Raw genomic sequence first — 18,238 nt, 5'->3', positions numbered from 1 at the left:
CTAACTCTTGTAAAGACGCGATTAATCGCGTCTCTACTCCTAACTCCTCATTAAATTAGGCAAACGCAGCGGTTGTTACATCGTTATTCGATAGAATTTCTTGCAACTCTTCAGCGTCTACTGTTTCTTTATCAACCAGCATTTGCGCTATCTCATCTAAAATGTGGCGGTTACGCACCAACACTTCTTTAGCGCGTGTATAGGCTACATCTACAAGTTTGCGGACTTCTTCATCAATGGCAGCGGCGGTTTCTTCCGAAAAATCACGCTCTGACATGATATCTCGTCCGAGGAACATATTACCTTGTTGACGACCAAGGGCAACAGGGCCTAAGCGATCGCTCATCCCAAATCGGGTAATCATCTGACGAGCAACCCGTGCTACTTGTTGTAAGTCATTAGAAGCACCAGTGGTAACTTCTTCTTCACCAAAGATTAATTCTTCAGCAATCCGACCACCCAAAGCTACAGCCATCTGATTTTCTAGATAAGCGCGGCTGTACAAACCAGTGTCCATCCGGTCTTCGCTGGGGGTAAACCAAGTTAAACCACCTGCGCGACCGCGAGGGATGATGCTAATTTTTTGCACTGGGTCATAATCTGGCATTAAAGCACCAACCAAGGCGTGACCAGCTTCGTGATAAGCCACCAAGGTTTTACGCTTTTCGCTCATTACTCGGTCTTTCTTTTCTGGCCCAGCTAATACGCGATCGATCGCGTCGTTGATTTCATCCATCGAAATTTCAGTCAAATTCCGGCGGGCTGCCAGAATTGCGGCTTCATTCAACAGGTTGGATAAATCAGCGCCAGTAAATCCAGGGGTACGACGAGCAATTTTATCCAAATCCACATCTTTCGCCAAGGTTTTGCCACGGGCGTGTACCTTGAGAATTTCGCTGCGTCCGGCGTAGTCGGGACGGTCTACTACAACTTGACGGTCAAAGCGACCAGGACGCAATAAGGCTGCATCTAGGACATCGGGGCGGTTGGTAGCGGCAATAATGATGATGCCTGTATTACCTTCAAAACCGTCCATTTCTGTAAGCAACTGGTTGAGGGTTTGTTCCCGCTCATCGTTACCACCACCTAAACCTGCACCCCGTTGACGACCTACGGCGTCAATTTCATCGATGAAGACGATACAAGGAGCATTGGTCTTAGCTTGTTCAAACAAATCGCGGACGCGGGATGCACCCACACCGACGAACATTTCCACAAATTCCGAACCGGAGATTGAGAAGAAGGGTACACCTGCTTCACCAGCTACGGCACGAGCTAGGAGGGTTTTACCTGTACCAGGAGGGCCAACTAACAGCACACCTTTAGGAATTTTTGCACCAACGGCGGTAAAGCGATCGGCGTTTTTCAGAAAGTCTACGACTTCGTTTAATTCCAACTTGGCTTGGTCAATACCAGCAACATCGCCAAATGTCACCTGAGTTTGGGGTTCCATTTGCACTCTGGCTTTGGATTTGCCAAAGTTCATTGCTTGGCTACCTGGGCCACTTTGAGCGCGACGTAGTAAGAAGAATAAGCCAACCAAAAGCAATACAGGGAAAAATAAGCTGCTCAGTGCCTTAAACCAAAATCCTTCGTCGGTTTGGGGCAAAACAGAAATATCAACGCCTTTAGAAGTCAGAGTATTAATCAAGTCTGGATCGTTGACTAAGGTCACAATCCGTTTATTTCCGTCATATTTGGCTGTAACCAGTGCTGTAGAGCGGTCTGCACTCAAACTGACTTTTTCTACTCTGCCTTGCTGAACTTCTTGAATAAACTGGCTATATCGCCATGTCTCTCTGCTTTGGGGTTGTTTGTCAAAAAATGCTGTTCCCAGCGCAATGACGACAATAAACAGCAGCGCGTACAGCCCTGCATTTCTCCATCTTTTATTCACTAAGGTCTATCCTCCGGTATTTTTCGCGCAATCGCCTAGCTTCTCTGCTCGGAAAGGTGATTATTAAGAATTATGTTAACTTATCTTAAGATATAACAAATTTGGTGTGGCTGTCATGCTAAAAAAAGCTCCCTTATTAGCTGAAAACTATCATGGTAGGGATTACATTGTAGCGACCCTGAAGGCAGATGAACTGTATGAATGGGAATAATTTCTACCACACTATTAGTGTAGGCGATCGCTTCAAATCTCTGGACTAACTCGACGCTCCAAGTTTCTTCTCGCACTGGTATCTGGTGGTTTTGCAACCAGTTTACAAGTTGCGATCGCCCAATTCCCGGTAAAATTCCGGCCTTTATTGGTGGCGTGTACCAACTGCGATCGCACCATCCCCAAAGGTTGCCTGTACTGGTTTCTAGCCAATTTCCTTCAGCATCGACTAATATTGCTTCTTGAGCATCTGAGCTAGTTTTTGCCAACCAAGCACTCAAATAATTTCCAGTTTTATGAGAAGGGAGTGAGCGAGAAAATTCTGAACTGGCAACAGCGCATAAAATACCATTCTTTTGTTTTTCTGTCAAATCTTGCGGTAATAATCTACCAGTTATCCATTCCCGTCCATCGGGAAAGAGGGTAATTCTGAGAACGGGAAAGTATGCGAGAAGAATTTGAGCGCCTTGACGCAGACGGTTCCAATCGGGTTGCTGCCACCCAAAAGTTTGTAGTGAGAAGAGTAAGCGATCGCAATGTGCTTGCCAATTAGTTAAATTACTATCTAGGGAGTTCTCATAAACCCGCAATGTTGTAAAAACAGTTGCCCCATAAAGTAAACCCGGATCGTTAATGTTTAATTCTAGGGTTTGAGAGTGAATTAACTTGCCGTCATACCAAAAAATATTATTTGTCACAACCAAATTGCTTGTTGCTACAACTCCATTGAAAAGTGATGACTTGTAATGCTCATACGCTGCATGAGATAAAACCTGTGGGCTGCATATCGCTGAACACCAGAATCCAGACTCAGATGTTTACAGTCATGATTTCTGGCATATTCAATTAGCCACTGAAATAACTGTTGGCCATAGCTATGCGATCGCTTCAACTCATCAACAACTAAATCATCAATGTATAAAAACTTCCCCGATGCTAAACAATTAGAAATGCGAAATCCGGCGACCGCTACAGCTTGCTTTTCTACCTCCAAGAATGCAAGTTGATATCCTTCCTTCATTTGATATCGAACTTGTTCTACAAACTTAGTCTGTTCAATGTGAGGGCGCAACTGAGAGATAACAAGAAAACAACCTAATATTTGAAAGTCAGATTCTGCTAATTGTATTGACACTAGTATTGCTCATAAAAATTACGAATTACGAATTACGAATTATTTTAATCCTTTGGAGGAAATATAATTTTATTAGTACCTTCAGGAGTTGTAACTATTTTTCCTCCCAAGGCTTCGATTTCCTTAATTGCGCGTTTCTGAGTTCTTTCATCAGCATGATTATTTAAAACCATTGACCATGTAGAAATTTGAGCGTATTTACTATTAGGATTTCGACTCAGAAATTCAGCAGTTCTTTGGGAAGTATTAGCTACAAGTTGACTTTCTGGATCTGAAAATTTACTCGCCCAGTTTGCAGCCGTTGCAAAAGACTGTTGGGCAGCTTTCGCGTTGCCTAAAAATAATAACTCATCAACTCCTTTATAACGCCAGATGTAATAAGACCTTTCGGGAACTGAGGGAGATAGCGATTTTAAGCCTTTTTCTGATATTGCGATCGCGCGTTCCGGCATACCAGCATATAATGAAGTACTGATCGAAAGACTGCGATATGCTGCTAAAAATCGCGGATCGCGTTCTAGAATAACTTCAAAATATTCTGGACTTAAACTGTAGCCTGTTTTATCCCGAATTTCATCATCTCCAAAATATTGCAGGAAATTGAGATATACCAAATCTGCAATAAAGTTATCATAACCAAAAGTAGGCGTTTTTTCGAGAAAATTCAAACGGACATTTTCAGCTTTTATTTCTTTTTTTAAAGTTTCTAAAGAAGCAGATTGTTTTCTATTTATTAGTTTTTGCAATTGGGGGAATTGAATCAAGCCAACTCCTAAAATACACATAGAAATTACAAAAGGTGTAGCAAAAGCTTGACGAGATAACAACATATTCTCCTTTGCTTTATTAGCATAGTCATATCATTGTATACATAGTGGTATAAGAAAAGTCAGCCCTATTTGTGAGTCTATGCTTTACTAGGTAAGATAAAAAAGTTGACTCTAATAAACTAACTGAATTATTTAGTGCTTGTTTATACCTTGGCTCGTCTTTGCGCTGAGATATACTTAGTATTTTTTATTAATGTCTAATTTATAGCTACTGGAACGAAACACCCAAAAGCTAATTAAATAATTATTTCAGAATCACGGCACTTAGGACAACGGGGAAACCGCTATCACAGTGCTGGATTCACTGCAATGCAGTACCTCAAAAATTTAAAATGGTATTATTCTTTTTCTAAGATAAATTTGGCTCTTGGAAATCATAACTTTTTTTAGTAAAAAATTTCTTAAAATATTAAGTTGTTTTGACTTTAGTTACTTTTTTGTAGTAAAAGCCTTCCAAAATTTGACATAACATAAAATTGTATTTTGTTTATATTTAAATCTGTCTGTAACCTCTAAAATTTTATGGTGAATAATACTCTTAACGAAAACACAAACATTCATGGTCAAGGCATCGAAAACATGGAAAATAATAGTCAATTTAGCAAGCCAAGTAGTGAATTTAAAAGAAAAGTTAAGAAGCTGAACAGTCAGGGAGAAGGATTTAATATTGATGGGATTATTGATGCTATTCAAACAGCAATAGTAGAAGTTATAGAGCTAGAAATTACTACTTGGGTTCCAGACTCATCTACTCAGTTAGAACAACCACAAGGGCAGCAAATTCCTCAAGCAGGTAATCGAATGCACACCATCATAAATCTAATTGATGGTGATATAACTAATGAAGTTGGTAGTCAATTTGTTGGTAATGGCCCATATACAGAACTTCGCGAATTTCATCTAACTCAAATCAAAGAAAGTCGGGAGATTATGCAAAAAAATATAGAAAGTTTGCAGAAGTTGTATGGATTTTTTATAGAAATTATGAAATCTCGTAAAACTTCGCAACAATCGCTATCCCGTCCCCAGTAATTGATATTTATTAATTGATATTAACCCAAAAATACCTACAGGATATGAGCTTATTCAAACCTGTGGGTTAATTTGATTTAGATAAATCAAGGAAATTATGACTATGCCTAATAAAATTCAAGAACAAGCCAAAGATTTGCTAGAGAAAGTAGTCTCATCTGTACATGAATTAGTTGATGATATTACAGCTTTAGAAGTCAATACAATGGTTGTCGATCAGATTACTGGCGCAAAGTTTAATGCTTGGCAAGCGTATGAAGAGATTTATTCAATAAATGACAAAGACTACTTTGATGTCAAAGGAATTCCAAATCCAGACGATTTACCAGAACCAGAAAAAACTCAGGCTCAAGAGCTACGTAAGCGTTATACAAGTCTCTTTTCACAACTTGAAAGAGAATATTTTTACATTCTCCTTGAACAAAGTAATGAGACTAGTGAGCCAGACTCCAGAATAATACACTATCAAGAGCGTCTTAAATATCAGGTGGAACATAAAGCAAATATTGTTCCAACTGATGAGATATACATAAAGTTAGCTCAACCAATATTGCCGGCTCCAACTCCTGTTGCAGATCGAGAAGAAAATAGTATAAAAAGTTTGCAGCAAAGGTGGAAAGAGATTGAAGAAATTTTGAATAATGACAAATTTATTCGTACACTGCGGAAAATGTCTGAGCTTAAAGCTGCACTTAATAGTGGTAATATTACCAGCGTAGATATCGATATTATTTATGCTCAAACTGTTATGCAGCTAGATGGAGATATTATTAGTCGTTATCATAAAAAGCTATTTCAATTACCTGAAGGAGATAGAGATTTAATCCTCAAAATACATAATGAAGGGGTAGTTGCTGGAGAGAAACAGTGGCGTGGAACACTAAATTTTCTGATTGGTATTATACAAAATATCGCAAAATTATCCCGACAATGAAAGCTGATAAAACACACACAGATTGTGAAGCTGATGTTCAACTCTCTTTCTTTGTGCAAATACCTCAAGGTACTCCTATTGAACTTCAAATTAAGGTTGAGTCAGGACAGTATACTTTTTATCTAAATAAGACCGTTTTAAAACAAATTGAGGAAGCGCGAGAAATAGGCTGCTCTTTATACATTCCGCCGAAATTACTAGCTTATATTTGGTACTACAACTGTTTTAGCGATCGGATTTGCTTGAATAAGAACACTACGCCATACAAAAAATTAGTAATTACTAAAAAAAACTTTAAAATATTTGACGATACTTTTATAGTAAGTTTTATCAAATTATTCTGGAGTAAATCATTACAAAAAAAGTCAACGTTACAGTATGGAATAACTTTTAATTCTTATTATAGAGAAGATACATCAGATTTATATCTCTGGAAAGAACAAGATATTATTTTACAAAGTAATGTTTTATTTTATGGTGACATAATTCACAAAATCAAGAGTGATTTTATAAAAAATCCTGAGTGCTTAAATATTGTTTATTTGCATTATTGGCTTATTGAACAAATACTAAGCTGTCTTCGAACTAAATTAAATTTATTCTCTTGGGAACTAGCTTCGTTATTCCCTGCTACTTTTTTTGTATGGAGATTAAACTTAACATTTTCATTATCAATACTTGCTGGGTTAGTAACATCTTTTGTATTTGCTACTATTCAGTATTGGCTAGTTAATCAGCTTCCAAGATGGACTTATATTAGTTCTCAATATCGAAATTGGCTGGCGTGGGGACTAACTTGTGTCACTTCTAGTCTTTTTATTTTTACTCCCACTGATTTCTTTTTTTTGCTATTTTTGTCACTAGTTGGGCCGTTATTACAATGGGTTTTTATTTTTATAATAGGGCAAATTGGTAAAGGCTTTATGCGTTGGTTATTAGCTTGAAAATCGGGTGTGTGGCATTGAAAAATATGTTTTTTCGTGAAAGACTATTTTCAGAAAAAGATTAGGGTAGCTGAAATATTCAAACAATATTACCTAAATTAAATCAGACTTTCTAATTGTGTTTTAGCAACTGCCAACACTGCTCGGCGATCGCCCAATCTTCTTGAGTATGAATAACTAATACCCGTACTGCTGAATCGGGTGTAGCAATATCCTCATCCACAGGCTGCTGTTGATTTTTCTCAAGGTCTATTTTCAGTCCGATAAATCCAAAGGCTTCACAGGCGGCTTGGCGAATTTGTGGAGAGTGTTCGCCCACACCTGCTGTGAACACTAAAGCATCTAATCCGCCCAAACTAGTAAGCATTGCGCCAATACAAGAACGTAGGCGATGTACGTAGATATCCCATGCCAGTTGAGCGCGGGAATTACCTTGAGCGATCGCTTCTCTCACCTCACGCATATCGCTAGATACACCCGAAATTCCCTTTAACCCAGAAGCTTTATTTAATAACTCATCCAACTTTTCTACAGAGTAATTGCAGTGCCGCAACAAATAAATCAGAATCCCCGGATCGACTGAACCAGAACGACTACCCATCATCAATCCTTCTACGGGCGTGAATCCCATAGTGGTATCAATACTGCGACCGTTTTTAATCGCTGCTAAAGAGCAACCATTGCCCAGATGACAGATAATTAACCGCTCAGATGCAACATCTCGACCGAGAATTTGGACAGCACGTTGAGAACAGTATTGGTGACTGATACCATGAAACCCATAGCGGCGGATACCTTGTTCTACCCACTGATATGGGCCGGGATAGATTGCTGCTGCATCGGGTAAAGTAGCATGAAATCCGGTATCAAAGGCTGCTACTTGGGTGACATCTCCTAAGATTTGTTCAATTGCTTCTATGCCTTCCAAGCCCACTGGATTATGTGCTGGAGCAAGGTTAGACAGATCGGCGATCGCCTTTTTTACATCCTCCGTAATTACCACACTATCTCGATAATCCTGTCCACCATGTACGATCCGATGCCCCACCACATCAATTTCTGACAAGCGATCGATTACCTTGGTAGCATCACGATTAAGTGTATTGAGCATATAGGTGAGGTGCGCCTGTGGAGAATCGCCAGAGATTGATTTTTGCAGCATTCCACCCGTAACAGTTTTTACCTCAATTTCTGCCACACCTCGATCTTGAGTCCAGGTGATTTTCCCTTCCCAAATGGGTTGGGGTGCTTGGGTAGGAAGAGTTTCATCTGCAATTTCATACAGACAACTCTTTTGGCTACTCGATCCGGCATTCAGTACTAATATCTTCATAGTGACAACAGAAAAAAACGATCTCCTTTGATCGTGTCACTAATTCTAGCTTCATGCTTAGTACAGTTTTGCGTAAAAGCGTAGTCTTTTTAATGCCATCTGACGCATTAACAAGGCGGCTAAAGTGGCTCATCAAGTCAAAGCGCGTAACTTTCTGCACATCTGCTCATTTCACCCCTCTTTCTACTGTTCGGGGATGCAGTACACATTTTGAAGATGCAGGTGAATTAGGAAGCGAGTAGAAGTGGCTTAGTCAGTTATCATTTCGTAGGTTGATTGGGCGGATGTCGCGGATCTTGAGGGTTCTTTTGCCTGCGTTATCGTCGTCATCAATTGTTACTAGGTATTTCACGACCGTATGGTTTGCATTTCCACCAGTCACGGTGACAACAAATGCTGAATAACTGTTAGTGTTTGTGCCACAACCACTTCGGTCATGGAAGGTTTGATTCCATTCACCAATATGGACACCCTCGCCTCGTGGCTCATCACCACTTTGTTTAATTTCATTCAGGAGAGCTACTTTCAGAAGAGATAGCTTTGATTTTTTATTAGCAAGCATAAGTTTAAGAAACTTATCGCGATTAAACTGGTCAAGGTTGCCGCCATTGCTGCATTTATCTTCGTAGTTAGCGTCAGCTGAATCCGGGCTGGTCATTACCAGTGCTGGGATTTTGGGAGACTGAGCGGCGTGCCCAGAAGTTGTTGCTAGTGCGAGAACACATAAAGTAAAAAAACCAAAGCGCATTTAATTCTCCGAGCATGAATCAGTGTGTCCAATCAAGATTAACTGCAACGGACACAAAAGGACAGGGTTTGCTCGGTAGGCTATGCAGCAAAGGGGTGATAACGAAAGTTACGAGTATGCAGGAAAGGAAACCCCCTACTGAAATCGTTATACTAACTGTGGGAGGCTGTTTATCTATCCAGCCAGATTCCATAGTTGTGTTTTTTATAGCTTGTTGCACTATGTCCTTCTTCAAAACCCCGCTGATTGGTTTAAAAGCTGACTCATTTCGTCACCCATTAGACCTGGAAGCTACCAGAGCGCTCAAGCAGATACCAGGCATAGATATGTTGGTGCGAAATTGGCTTGGCCCAATGGCAGAGCAGGTTTTCTATGTGGAAAATATTGCCTCTAGCATTTTGGTGGGTGAAAAGCAACTACCCGATTTATACAAGCTCTTATTAGATGCCTGTAAAATCCTGGATATAGATCCTCCCCAGTTGTATGTCCGCCAGCATCCGGCTCCTAACGCCTATACTTTTGCTGTGCGGGGTAAGCAGCCTTTTGTGGTGCTACACACTTCGCTGATTGATATCCTCACACCAGAGGAAATACAGGCAGTAATCGCTCATGAGTTGGGGCATCTCAAGTGTGACCATAGCGTTTACTTAACTCCTGTAAATTTACTAATATTAGCTGCGGCGATTGTGCCCAATGTTGGCACCTTCGTTGCCCAAGCCATACAGGCGCAACTTTTGGAATGGGTACGTTGTGCTGAGTTTACCTGCGATCGCGCTGCATTACTAGCAACCCAAGACCCAAAAGTGGTTATGTCCGTGTTGATGAAGTTGGCTGGTGGTTCTCTCACCTTAGCGCCCCAACTGAATCTCGATGCCTTTGTTGCCCAAGCCCGCGCTTACGATGATATTAGCAAAACAGAACTGGGTGAAATGGTCAAAGCTGCCCGTACAGCCCAATTAACCCATCCAGTGCCAGTGCTACGGGCGCGAGAAATTGACCGTTGGGCAAGCAGCACAGAATATCAAACTCTGTTGCACAGTCACGGACTGAAATCTACTAATAATGAAGTTGCACCCAAAGGTGGATGGCGCAATTGGTAGAGCTACTTTTCACAACCGCTTTTTCGCTATATAAGCGCAAAATTTTTAATAGATCGTGAGAAAGCGATCGCCAAAGTGCGATCGCTTCCCCTTTTCATCCAAAAATGCAAATTTTCCCTACACTACATATCCCTTTTGTCAACTAGAAGCTTTCACCGCCGCTTCTGCTTGGGAATGTAACAACAAACCGTATTCTAAACCCTCCACCACCGCTTGATAGGAAGCTGCCAAAATATTGGTGGAAACTCCCACTGTCGTCCAGCGTTGACGACCATTGCCTGATTCAACCAACACACGGGTTTTCGCCGCAGTGCCCGTATGTCCGTTGAGAATTCGCACTTTGTAATCTGTCAAATCAAAAGTTGCAATTTGGGGATAAAAGTTCACCAAAGCCTTGCGCAAAGCTGCATCCAAAGCTGCAACGGGCCCGTTACCTTCCGCCGCCTCCAAAATATTTTTCCCGTCAACAGCGACTTTGACCGTAGCTAGGGCATTGCTAGTTTCTTTCCCCTCAATCAAGTCACAGTGGACTTGAAAACCTTTGACTTCAAAAAACTTCTGGCGGTCTCCTAAAGCTTCGTGCATCAACAGCACAAAACTGGCCTCTGCTGCTTCAAATTGAAATCCTTCACTCTCCAAATCTTTGAGGCGCTGGAGAATTTCTCTAGCCTCTGCCTTTTGCTGATCCAATTCAATGCCAAAACTGCGGGCTTTGGCTAAAACATTGCTCAGTCCAGACTGTTCCGAAATCACAATGCGGCGACGATTCCCGACTTGTTCCGGCTGAATGTGTTCGTAAGTCAGGGGATTACGTTCCACCGCTGATACATGAATACCGCCCTTATGGGCAAAAGCCGAACGTCCCACAAAGGGAGCGTGTTCATCTGGCGCAAGGTTGACAACCTCACTCACGAAACGACTAGCTTCTGTAAGTTGTGTGAGCTGGTCTTCTGTGATACAACTGTAACCCGCCTTCAGTTGTAAATTGGGAATTAACGAACAGAGGTTAGCATTACCGCAACGTTCACCGTAACCATTAATTGTGCCCTGTACCATCTTTGCCCCTGCCATCACGGCGGCTATTGCGTTAGCAACCGCCATTTCCGAATCGTTATGAGTATGAATTCCAATTTGAGGAATTGTCCTTTGTCCTTTGTCCTTCGTCATTGGTTCTTGACAAATACTTCGACTTACCTCGGCTCCGCTCGGCACAAGTCGCTCAGTACAAGTGACTAATGACAAATGACTAATGACATCTTGAACAATTTGGCTAATTTCGTGTGGTAAAGTGCCACCATTGGTATCACAGAGGACTAGCCATTCCGCACCAGATGCGATCGCAGCCTCTAATGTCTGTAAAGCATAATCTCGATTGTGCTTATAGCCATCAAACCAATGTTCGGCATCGTAGATAATGCGACGACCTTGAGAACGGAGGTACTCAATGGTGTCGCGGATCATCGCCAAGTTTTCTTCTAGTGTCGTCTTGAGTCCGGTTGTCACGTGTAAATCCCAAGACTTGCCAAAAATCGTTACCCAGCGAGTTCCCGCCGCCAAAATATCCTGTAGCATCGGTTCGGTGGCGGCAGTGGAGTTGGGGCGTCGAGTCGAACAAAAAGCAACAATTTCAGCTTGTTTGAGCGGATCTTCTTGGAGTTGCCAGAAAAATTGTACATCCTTGGGATTGGCACCAGGCCAACCACCTTCAATGAAGGGAATACCCAGTTGATCGAGTCTACGGGCAATGCGTAACTTATCTTCTATCGATACAGATAGCCCCTCGCGCTGAGTGCCATCCCGTAATGTAGTGTCATAGAGCCAAAGTTGAGGTGAAGAATTTGTGGTCATAAAACTGGGACCGAGGAGACAACTTTCGAGGCAATGTGTCAATATACAACAAAAAGCCAGTTTGGCAATTTAAAAATGCCTAAAGTAATAGCTGAAGGTAAAACAATTGATTGCGAGCATGGAAGCAATCTCCGCAAGATTTTGCTGCAAAATGGTATTGACCTCTACAATGACGGTGCTAAGGTAATAAACTGTCGGGGCATTGGCAGTTGTGGTACCTGCGCGGTTAAGGTAGAGGGCAAAGTATCAGCAGCGAACTGGCGCGATCGAGCGCGGCGTTCGCTTCCTCCCCATTCTCCTACAACAGACTTGCGTTTAGCCTGCCAAACTCAGGTTTTAGGCGATGTGAAAGTGACAAAGTTTGATGGATTTTGGGGACAAGGTTCTCGAATAGTGTGGACACCAAAAGGTTAAAAAGGAGTTAAGACAAGATGGGTAGATGGACACCCTTAATTTTAATGGCTGGCGGTTTAGCCATTCTGCTTGGTACATTACTAGGCATCAACTTTCCGATGGGCGTACAAACTGCTAACGCTCCCAGTGACAAGAAATCAGAAGTCCTACCAGCTAATATCAATGTTAATAGCAGTGCTGGCAGCAAGAATGATGAAACTGCAACAGAAGGAAACGAAACAACTGAAACAAACGAAAATAGACGCGGTATTGTAGCCCCCAGACCTGACAACAGGAGTAACGTTGCTCAGAATTCTGCCGATGAATCAACTGACAGTACAACAGACAACAATACAGATTCTTCAGAAACCAGCACACCATCTAGCGATCCAAATCAAGGCAACGAACCAATTCGCGCCTTGTGGTAAAGATAGATCCGTCTTTAGTTACGAGTTATAAGTTATAAGTTATGAGTTATGAGTTATGAGTTATGAGTTATGTACCAATGACAAATGACAAATGACAAATGACAAATGACTAATGACTAATGACTAATGATTAGTGAGACTGTGATTATTGGTGGCGGCGTTATTGGTTTAGCGATCGCCATTGAACTAAAATTGCGCGGGACAAACGTCACCGTGCTTTGTCGTGACTTCCAGGCTGCCGCTACCCACGCCGCCGCCGGGATGTTGGCACCAGATGCGGAAAACATCCCTAATGGGGCAATGCGTTCCTTGTGTTGGCGATCGCGTGCCTTATATCCCGATTGGACGCGCAAATTAGAAGAACTGACCGATTTAAATACTGGCTACCGTTCCTGTGGCATCCTTGCACCCGTTTTTGAAGAAAGCAGGGGAGCAGGGGAGCAGGGGAGCAGGGGGGAACTTGCAGTAAGCTTTTCCCCTCTGCCCCTCCGCCCCTCTGCTAGCGAAGAGTCCCCGGCTTACTGGTTAAACAAAGAGGCAATTCATCAATATCAGCCAGGATTGGGAGCCGAGGTAGTTGGTGGGTGGTGGTATCCTGAAGATGCACAAGTTGATAATAAGGCTCTAGCTCACGTACTGCGGACGGCAGCTGAGTCTGTTGGTGTTGAACTTAAAGATGGCATTACAGTAGAAGCATTTTTACAGCAGCAGGGACAAGTGGTTGGCGTGCAAACCAATGCTGGAATAATTTGCGCGGCGCACTATGTTTTAGCTTCAGGTGCTTGGTCAAATGAGTTGTTACCGCTACCTGTGCTACCCAGAAAAGGACAAATGCTGAGTGTGCGGATACCAGAAGTTTCGCCGGAATTGCCTTTGAAGCGGGTTTTGTTTGGGCAGGATATTTATATCGTACCAAGACGCGATCGCCTGGTTATTGGCGCAACCAGTGAAGACGTTGGCTTTATCCCCAACAACACCCCAGAAGGTATTCAAAAATTACTACAAGCTGCCATCCGGCTGTATCCGCAATTAAAGCATTATCCCATCCAAGAATTTTGGTGGGGATTTCGCCCAACCACCTCTGATGAATTACCCATCCTGGGGACTAGCCACTGTCAAAATTTAACCTTTGCTACGGGTCATTACCGCAACGGAATTCTACTTGCACCCGTAACCGCCGCTTTAATTGCCGATTTAATCTTAGAACAAAAATCTGACCCCCTACTTGCTGATTTTCACTATTCGCGCTTCCAGTCCCAGTCATCTACCTCCACCCCAATGCTGACTCACTCTGCCAATTTCTCTAACGGACATCACTCTGCTATATCCCCACTCCCCACAGACGCCATTAATCGCGTCTCTACCGATTCCCCATTGATTATCGCTGGCAAAACCTTCCAATCCCGCTTGATGACGGGAACTGGTAAGTATCGCAGCATTGAGGAAATGCAGCAAAGCGTCGCCGCCAGCGATTGCCAAATTGTCACCGTAGCAGTCCGACGGGTACAAACCAAGGCTCCGGGACATGAAGGTTTAGCGGAAGCCTTAGATTGGACGAAAATCTGGATGTTACCCAATACCGCAGGTTGTCAAACTGCCGAAGAGGCGATTCGGGTGGCGCGTTTGGGGCGAGAAATGGCGAAATTGTTGGGGCAGGAAGATAATAACTTTGTAAAGTTAGAAGTAATACCCGACCTTAAGTATTTACTCCCAGATCCAATTGGGACACTGCAAGCAGCAGAACAACTAGTTAAAGAAGGCTTTGCAGTATTGCCCTACATCAACGCCGATCCGATGTTAGCCAAGCGTTTAGAAGAAGTAGGTTGTGCTACAGTCATGCCTTTGGCATCACCAATTGGTTCTGGACAAGGACTGAAAACAACTGCCAATATCCAAATAATCATCGAAAATGCAGGTGTGCCAGTGGTGGTAGATGCTGGTATTGGTTCGCCCTCAGAAGCAGCGCAGGCAATGGAATTGGGAGCAGATGCTTTGTTAATTAATAGTGCGATCGCTCTTTCTCCAAACCCAGCAGCAATGGCTCGTGCCATGAATTTAGCAGCAGTTGCCGGTCGTCTAGCATACCTTGCTGGCAGAATGCCTATTAAAGATTACGCCAGTCCTAGTTCACCTCTAACTGGGACGATTACTAGTTAGGAAATGGGAAATGGGGAATAGGGCATAGGGCATAGGGCATGAAGGGGAATAACCAATGCCCAATCCAATAGGGTTCGGTTAAGGTTTTTTGATGAAAATTCTAGATCGCTTAAAGATACGATAAATCATCACAAAGACGCGATAAATCGCCGTCTCTACAAAAGAATGATTATTGTAGAGACGGCGATTCATCGCGTCTCTTGCCTCAACCGAACAGTATTGATCCCCAATCCCCAATAATGTAACGATTTATCTAGCAGTTTAAGAGCGGATTTAGCATTTATGTAACATTAAATGAACGATAAAGATAAAGGAATTAATTCATGCCCTATACGAATGAAGAAGGCGGTCTTCTGAATAATTTTGCCCGTGAACCAAAGATTTATCAAGCAGAACCTCCCACGGAAGGGCAAAAACGAACTTATCTCTTACTAGGAATCGCCGCTACAGCTTTGGTTGTCGGCTTGATTATAGTCGCCTTCTTTGTTTCTAAGAGCAGTTGATCGTAAAACATTTTAAGAAAACTTCATTTTCTTTATAGTTTTTCAGGTTCCGATTTTAAGAGGGGCCTGCTTTTTTATTTTTTGTTAAAATTGAACTAGGAATCAAAGTATATAATTATACTTTATTGTTCCTACTATAATTGAATGCTCAATATATCCTGATTAGCACAACATCTACTTGTTAAAAATAATTTTTATTATGACTTTAGCCCACTTGAATACACCCAGAAAGGTGATATGTACTGTGTTTTGGCTCTTTAGCCGCTATGAGCGTGAATGATACTGCACACAACAATAATTCTACTTGGAATCGGCAAGTATACCACCGCCTGAAACTTGCCTTAAGTCTTGGCTTACGACGACAAATATTTTTGGCAGTTTGTGATGATTTATACTTAAGAAATCAGGTAGCAGCCCGTTTGCATTCTACATTGGCTTATCCTGTTGGACAGGTGCTATATCAATCATCAAATACTCAGGAAAATAGCACTCCAGCTTATCCGCGATTAGTCACGTTGCGTTTGAATTTAAACGATCCCAATCCCATAATCCAGATTAATCAATGGTTGACTAATTACCCACCGCCAATTGTTGGGGCATCAAAAGATACTCCTGGAAGACCTTTTCCAGTACCAGCATTTCAGATTGTCGGGGTGGAGCATCTCACTAAGCAACCAGTAGCGACACAGCGGTTATTTTTGCACTATCTCCGCTTAAGCGAACAATACTTCTCTACACAAGAATCTAGCCGATTCCTGGAATCTAACTTGCTGTTGTGGATACCACGTCCTTGGTTATCGGCTATCAAGCAATCAGCACCACAGTTTTGGCGTTGTCGTACTGGCGTATTTGTGTTTGCTGGAGAACCCACACCAGCAACTCAGAATTTGGCCTATCCAGAACGTTTTTCTACTTCCAGAAGCTTGGATTTAGGGAATATTGAGCAGTCGATTCTAGATGAATCAGCTAACCAAGCAGAACTCAGAACCGCAACCACTGAGTTCAATGAGAATAATTCTGATTTCCCAGTAGAGATACAAGGGAATCGCGTACACAAAGCTGAGGAAGTTTCACCATCAACAGCGGATTTATTGAAGGCTACGCCACAACAACAGGAATCTACAAATCGGTCTGGTAGTGGGAGTAATAATCAATCGCTGTCATCTTTATCTTATATTAGCAGTGAGTTAACGGAGCTAGTAATAGCAACAATTAATACAAGTATTGCTCAAAATACAGAAGATTCCTTACAACCACAGCAGATTTTATTGGAGATTGAAGAATTACACGAAAATCTTGTGGCAGAGGAGATACTGGCAGAGGCTTATCATCGCTTGGGTACTTTATACCGTCTTCGCATTGAGCAAGGAGAGGCGACTTTAGAAAACCTGATGGTGGCAATTATTGCCTATCAGGAGGCAATTAGCTATGACGAAAGCTCACCGCAACTCCCAGATATCTTGAATGATTTGGGTACACTCTACTGGATGCTATACCGCACACCACCCAATTCTGAGGAGGGACAAACTTATATAGAGCAGGCAATAGAATTTTATCAGTTGGCGTTAAAGATAATTTCGCCCCAGACACATTCGGAAACTTACGCTCGTGTACAAAATAATTTAGGGACAGCCTATGGTGATTTAGCTCGTTTCTCTCACCCATCTGAAAATTGGCAGCAAGCAATTTTTGCTTACAGTGAAGCACTCAGCTACCGTACAGCGGATATGGATTCATTAAAGTATGCGGCTTGCCAAAATAATTTGGGTACTGCTTACTGGCATTTAGGGCAATACAATCAACCGATTGTGCATTTAAAGAAAGCGATCGCAGCTTACAATGAAGCACTTGTACACTACAACCCTGAAGAGGAACCGCTGAAGTATGGGATGATTCAAAACAATATCGGCACTGCGTGTTGGAATCTGGCACAATACGAACAACCTGCCCAAAATCTCCAGTTAGCCATAAATGTTTATAGCGAAGCTCTCAAGTATCGCACTCCAGCTAATGTTCCCAGTGCCTGCGCCGCTACACAAAATAATCTGGGTACTGCTTACTGGCATCTAGCAAACCTATCTGAGACTACTAAAGAGGCACGGCAAAAATATCTGCAACTATGTATCAGCGCTTACGAAGAAGCTATAGCTTTGGCTCACTCACTTAGCGGTGCTTCTTTAAGTTTTGATTTGCTTGCCTCTCACAATAACCTGGGACTAGCACATTATCAGCTAGTAATAGATAAGTCTTTTAATGGTGACAAAGCGACACGCTCTCAACACTTAGAAGTAGCATTAGATAACCATTTGCAAGCCTTAAACGGATTAAGTAAACAACCAGAGGCTTATCAAACAACCTTTGCTTATGTGGTGAAAACTATTCGTGCTTTTCATAATGAGTTAGGGATACAGGGACAAAATCTGGCTTTATCTAAAGTTCCTAGCCAGTTATTGCCAGAGATTTTGTCAAAATTATGAATCCCATTCGTCTCCATAGCGCGGAGAATGTCAAAAAACTATAACTTCATATCAGCTTGACAATTTATTGGGAAGTCAAGTAAGGTAGCGATGTTTACGATGGGCTACGCCTATAGCGGTTCTCGGTTGAGTGAGGTACAAGAACCCCACCCCCAACCCCCTCCCCGCAAGCGAGGAGGCAGGGTGGTTTCATACAAAGAAAGAAAAATAATAATGATTTGTAGAGGGTGGAGAAAAATTGATAGATAAAAAGTATGAATCTCATCGAA

At 42.2% G+C, this 18,238-nt stretch carries 16 protein-coding genes; 9 read left to right on the top strand and 7 right to left on the bottom strand.

The genetic code is table 11. The features are described 5' to 3' along the window. Positions 1-55: 55 nt before the first annotated feature. From ftsH3 to V7K61_RS12495, 4 genes are all read right to left on the bottom strand, one after another. Positions 56-1,897, bottom strand: coding sequence for an ATP-dependent zinc metalloprotease FtsH3 (ftsH3, locus tag V7K61_RS12510; protein WP_094349701.1), 1,842 nt, complete (start codon positions 1,895-1,897; stop codon positions 56-58). Positions 1,898-2,010: 113 nt separating this feature from the next. After that, positions 2,011-2,805 carry an aminotransferase class IV gene (locus V7K61_RS12505; protein ID WP_335053614.1) on the bottom strand — a complete coding sequence of 265 codons (795 nt, stop codon included), beginning with the start codon at positions 2,803-2,805 and terminating at the stop codon, positions 2,011-2,013. 17 nt (positions 2,806-2,822) lie between these two features. Next, on the bottom strand, positions 2,823-3,242 hold the full coding sequence (locus tag V7K61_RS12500) for a GNAT family N-acetyltransferase (RefSeq protein ID WP_335053613.1): 420 nt from the start codon (positions 3,240-3,242) through the stop codon (positions 2,823-2,825). 44 nt (positions 3,243-3,286) lie between these two features. After that, the gene (locus tag V7K61_RS12495) at positions 3,287-4,072 is read right to left on the bottom strand and encodes a hypothetical protein (protein ID WP_335053612.1); all 786 of its coding nucleotides are present in this window, start codon (positions 4,070-4,072) and stop codon (positions 3,287-3,289) included. A 522-nt stretch (positions 4,073-4,594) separates the two neighbouring features. Here V7K61_RS12495 and V7K61_RS12490 point away from each other — a divergent pair. The 3 genes from V7K61_RS12490 to V7K61_RS12480 all read left to right on the top strand — a co-directional run bounded on the left by V7K61_RS12490 (position 4,595) and on the right by V7K61_RS12480 (position 6,982). Then, positions 4,595-5,104 carry a hypothetical protein gene (locus V7K61_RS12490; RefSeq protein ID WP_335053611.1) on the top strand — a complete coding sequence of 170 codons (510 nt, stop codon included), beginning with the start codon at positions 4,595-4,597 and terminating at the stop codon, positions 5,102-5,104. Between the two features lie 103 nt (positions 5,105-5,207). Continuing rightward, a complete protein-coding gene (locus tag V7K61_RS12485; RefSeq protein ID WP_335053610.1) occupies positions 5,208-6,038 on the top strand; it encodes a hypothetical protein in 831 nt (276 codons plus the stop codon). Next, positions 5,972-6,982, top strand: coding sequence for a hypothetical protein (locus V7K61_RS12480; protein ID WP_335053609.1), 1,011 nt, complete (start codon positions 5,972-5,974; stop codon positions 6,980-6,982). The genes V7K61_RS12485 and V7K61_RS12480 overlap by 67 nt, the downstream gene beginning before the upstream one ends. 112 nt (positions 6,983-7,094) lie before the next feature. Here the strand turns inward: V7K61_RS12480 and V7K61_RS12475 are convergent, their stop codons facing one another. Further along, complete coding sequence (locus tag V7K61_RS12475; protein ID WP_335053608.1) at positions 7,095-8,315, bottom strand: acetate kinase; 1,221 nt, start codon at positions 8,313-8,315, stop codon at positions 7,095-7,097. Between the two features lie 253 nt (positions 8,316-8,568). After that, entirely contained in the window at positions 8,569-9,063 is a 495-nt protein-coding gene (locus V7K61_RS12470) for a hypothetical protein (protein ID WP_335053607.1), read from the bottom strand. A 221-nt stretch (positions 9,064-9,284) separates the two neighbouring features. On the opposite strand from V7K61_RS12470, the gene V7K61_RS12465 reads away from it, so the two are divergent. Continuing rightward, a complete protein-coding gene (locus V7K61_RS12465; protein WP_335053624.1) occupies positions 9,285-10,163 on the top strand; it encodes a M48 family metallopeptidase in 879 nt (292 codons plus the stop codon). A gap of 138 nt (positions 10,164-10,301) precedes the next feature. Here V7K61_RS12465 and cimA read toward each other — a convergent pair whose 3' ends face one another. Next, positions 10,302-12,011, bottom strand: a complete 1,710-nt coding sequence (gene cimA, locus V7K61_RS12460) for a citramalate synthase (RefSeq protein WP_335053606.1) — start codon at positions 12,009-12,011, stop codon at positions 10,302-10,304. Between the two features lie 75 nt (positions 12,012-12,086). On the opposite strand from cimA, the gene V7K61_RS12455 reads away from it, so the two are divergent. The 5 genes from V7K61_RS12455 to V7K61_RS12435 all read left to right on the top strand — a co-directional run bounded on the left by V7K61_RS12455 (position 12,087) and on the right by V7K61_RS12435 (position 17,969). After that, entirely contained in the window at positions 12,087-12,425 is a 339-nt protein-coding gene (locus V7K61_RS12455) for a 2Fe-2S iron-sulfur cluster-binding protein (protein WP_194045864.1), read from the top strand. 17 nt (positions 12,426-12,442) lie between these two features. Then, entirely contained in the window at positions 12,443-12,832 is a 390-nt protein-coding gene (locus V7K61_RS12450; RefSeq protein WP_335053605.1) for a hypothetical protein, read from the top strand. A gap of 126 nt (positions 12,833-12,958) precedes the next feature. Then, positions 12,959-14,989, top strand: coding sequence for a glycine oxidase ThiO (thiO, locus tag V7K61_RS12445; RefSeq protein ID WP_335053604.1), 2,031 nt, complete (start codon positions 12,959-12,961; stop codon positions 14,987-14,989). A gap of 323 nt (positions 14,990-15,312) precedes the next feature. Beyond that, positions 15,313-15,492, top strand: coding sequence for a photosystem II assembly protein Psb34 (psb34, locus tag V7K61_RS12440; RefSeq protein WP_334836299.1), 180 nt, complete (start codon positions 15,313-15,315; stop codon positions 15,490-15,492). 266 nt (positions 15,493-15,758) lie between these two features. Further along, positions 15,759-17,969 (top strand): tetratricopeptide repeat protein, encoded by a 2,211-nt coding sequence (locus V7K61_RS12435; RefSeq protein WP_335053603.1) that lies wholly within the window; start codon positions 15,759-15,761, stop codon positions 17,967-17,969. The last annotated feature ends 269 nt before the right edge of the window (positions 17,970-18,238 follow it).

The sequence above is a fragment of the Nostoc sp. genome (assembly GCF_036918015.1).
Taxonomy (GTDB): domain Bacteria; phylum Cyanobacteriota; class Cyanobacteriia; order Cyanobacteriales; family Nostocaceae; genus Nostoc.
The sequence above is the reverse complement of the archived record's forward strand: the minus strand, read 5'-3'. Positions and strand labels throughout refer to the sequence as shown.

Bases quoted from the DNA above. Each gene is read 5' to 3' on its own strand.
- V7K61_RS12490 (WP_335053611.1), top strand. From the start codon at position 4,595: ATGGTGAATAATACTCTTAACGAAAACACAAACATTCATGGTCAAGGC.
- cimA (WP_335053606.1), bottom strand. From the start codon at position 12,011: ATGACCACAAATTCTTCACCTCAACTTTGGCTCTATGACACTACATTA.
- psb34 (WP_334836299.1), top strand. From the start codon at position 15,313: ATGCCCTATACGAATGAAGAAGGCGGTCTTCTGAATAATTTTGCCCGT.
- V7K61_RS12485 (WP_335053610.1), top strand. From the start codon at position 5,208: ATGCCTAATAAAATTCAAGAACAAGCCAAAGATTTGCTAGAGAAAGTA.
- V7K61_RS12455 (WP_194045864.1), top strand. From the start codon at position 12,087: ATGCCTAAAGTAATAGCTGAAGGTAAAACAATTGATTGCGAGCATGGA.
- V7K61_RS12435 (WP_335053603.1), top strand. From the start codon at position 15,759: ATGAGCGTGAATGATACTGCACACAACAATAATTCTACTTGGAATCGG.
- V7K61_RS12450 (WP_335053605.1), top strand. From the start codon at position 12,443: ATGGGTAGATGGACACCCTTAATTTTAATGGCTGGCGGTTTAGCCATT.
- V7K61_RS12475 (WP_335053608.1), bottom strand. From the start codon at position 8,315: ATGAAGATATTAGTACTGAATGCCGGATCGAGTAGCCAAAAGAGTTGT.
- V7K61_RS12465 (WP_335053624.1), top strand. From the start codon at position 9,285: ATGTCCTTCTTCAAAACCCCGCTGATTGGTTTAAAAGCTGACTCATTT.
- V7K61_RS12495 (WP_335053612.1), bottom strand. From the start codon at position 4,072: ATGTTGTTATCTCGTCAAGCTTTTGCTACACCTTTTGTAATTTCTATG.
- thiO (WP_335053604.1), top strand. From the start codon at position 12,959: ATGATTAGTGAGACTGTGATTATTGGTGGCGGCGTTATTGGTTTAGCG.
- V7K61_RS12470 (WP_335053607.1), bottom strand. From the start codon at position 9,063: ATGCGCTTTGGTTTTTTTACTTTATGTGTTCTCGCACTAGCAACAACT.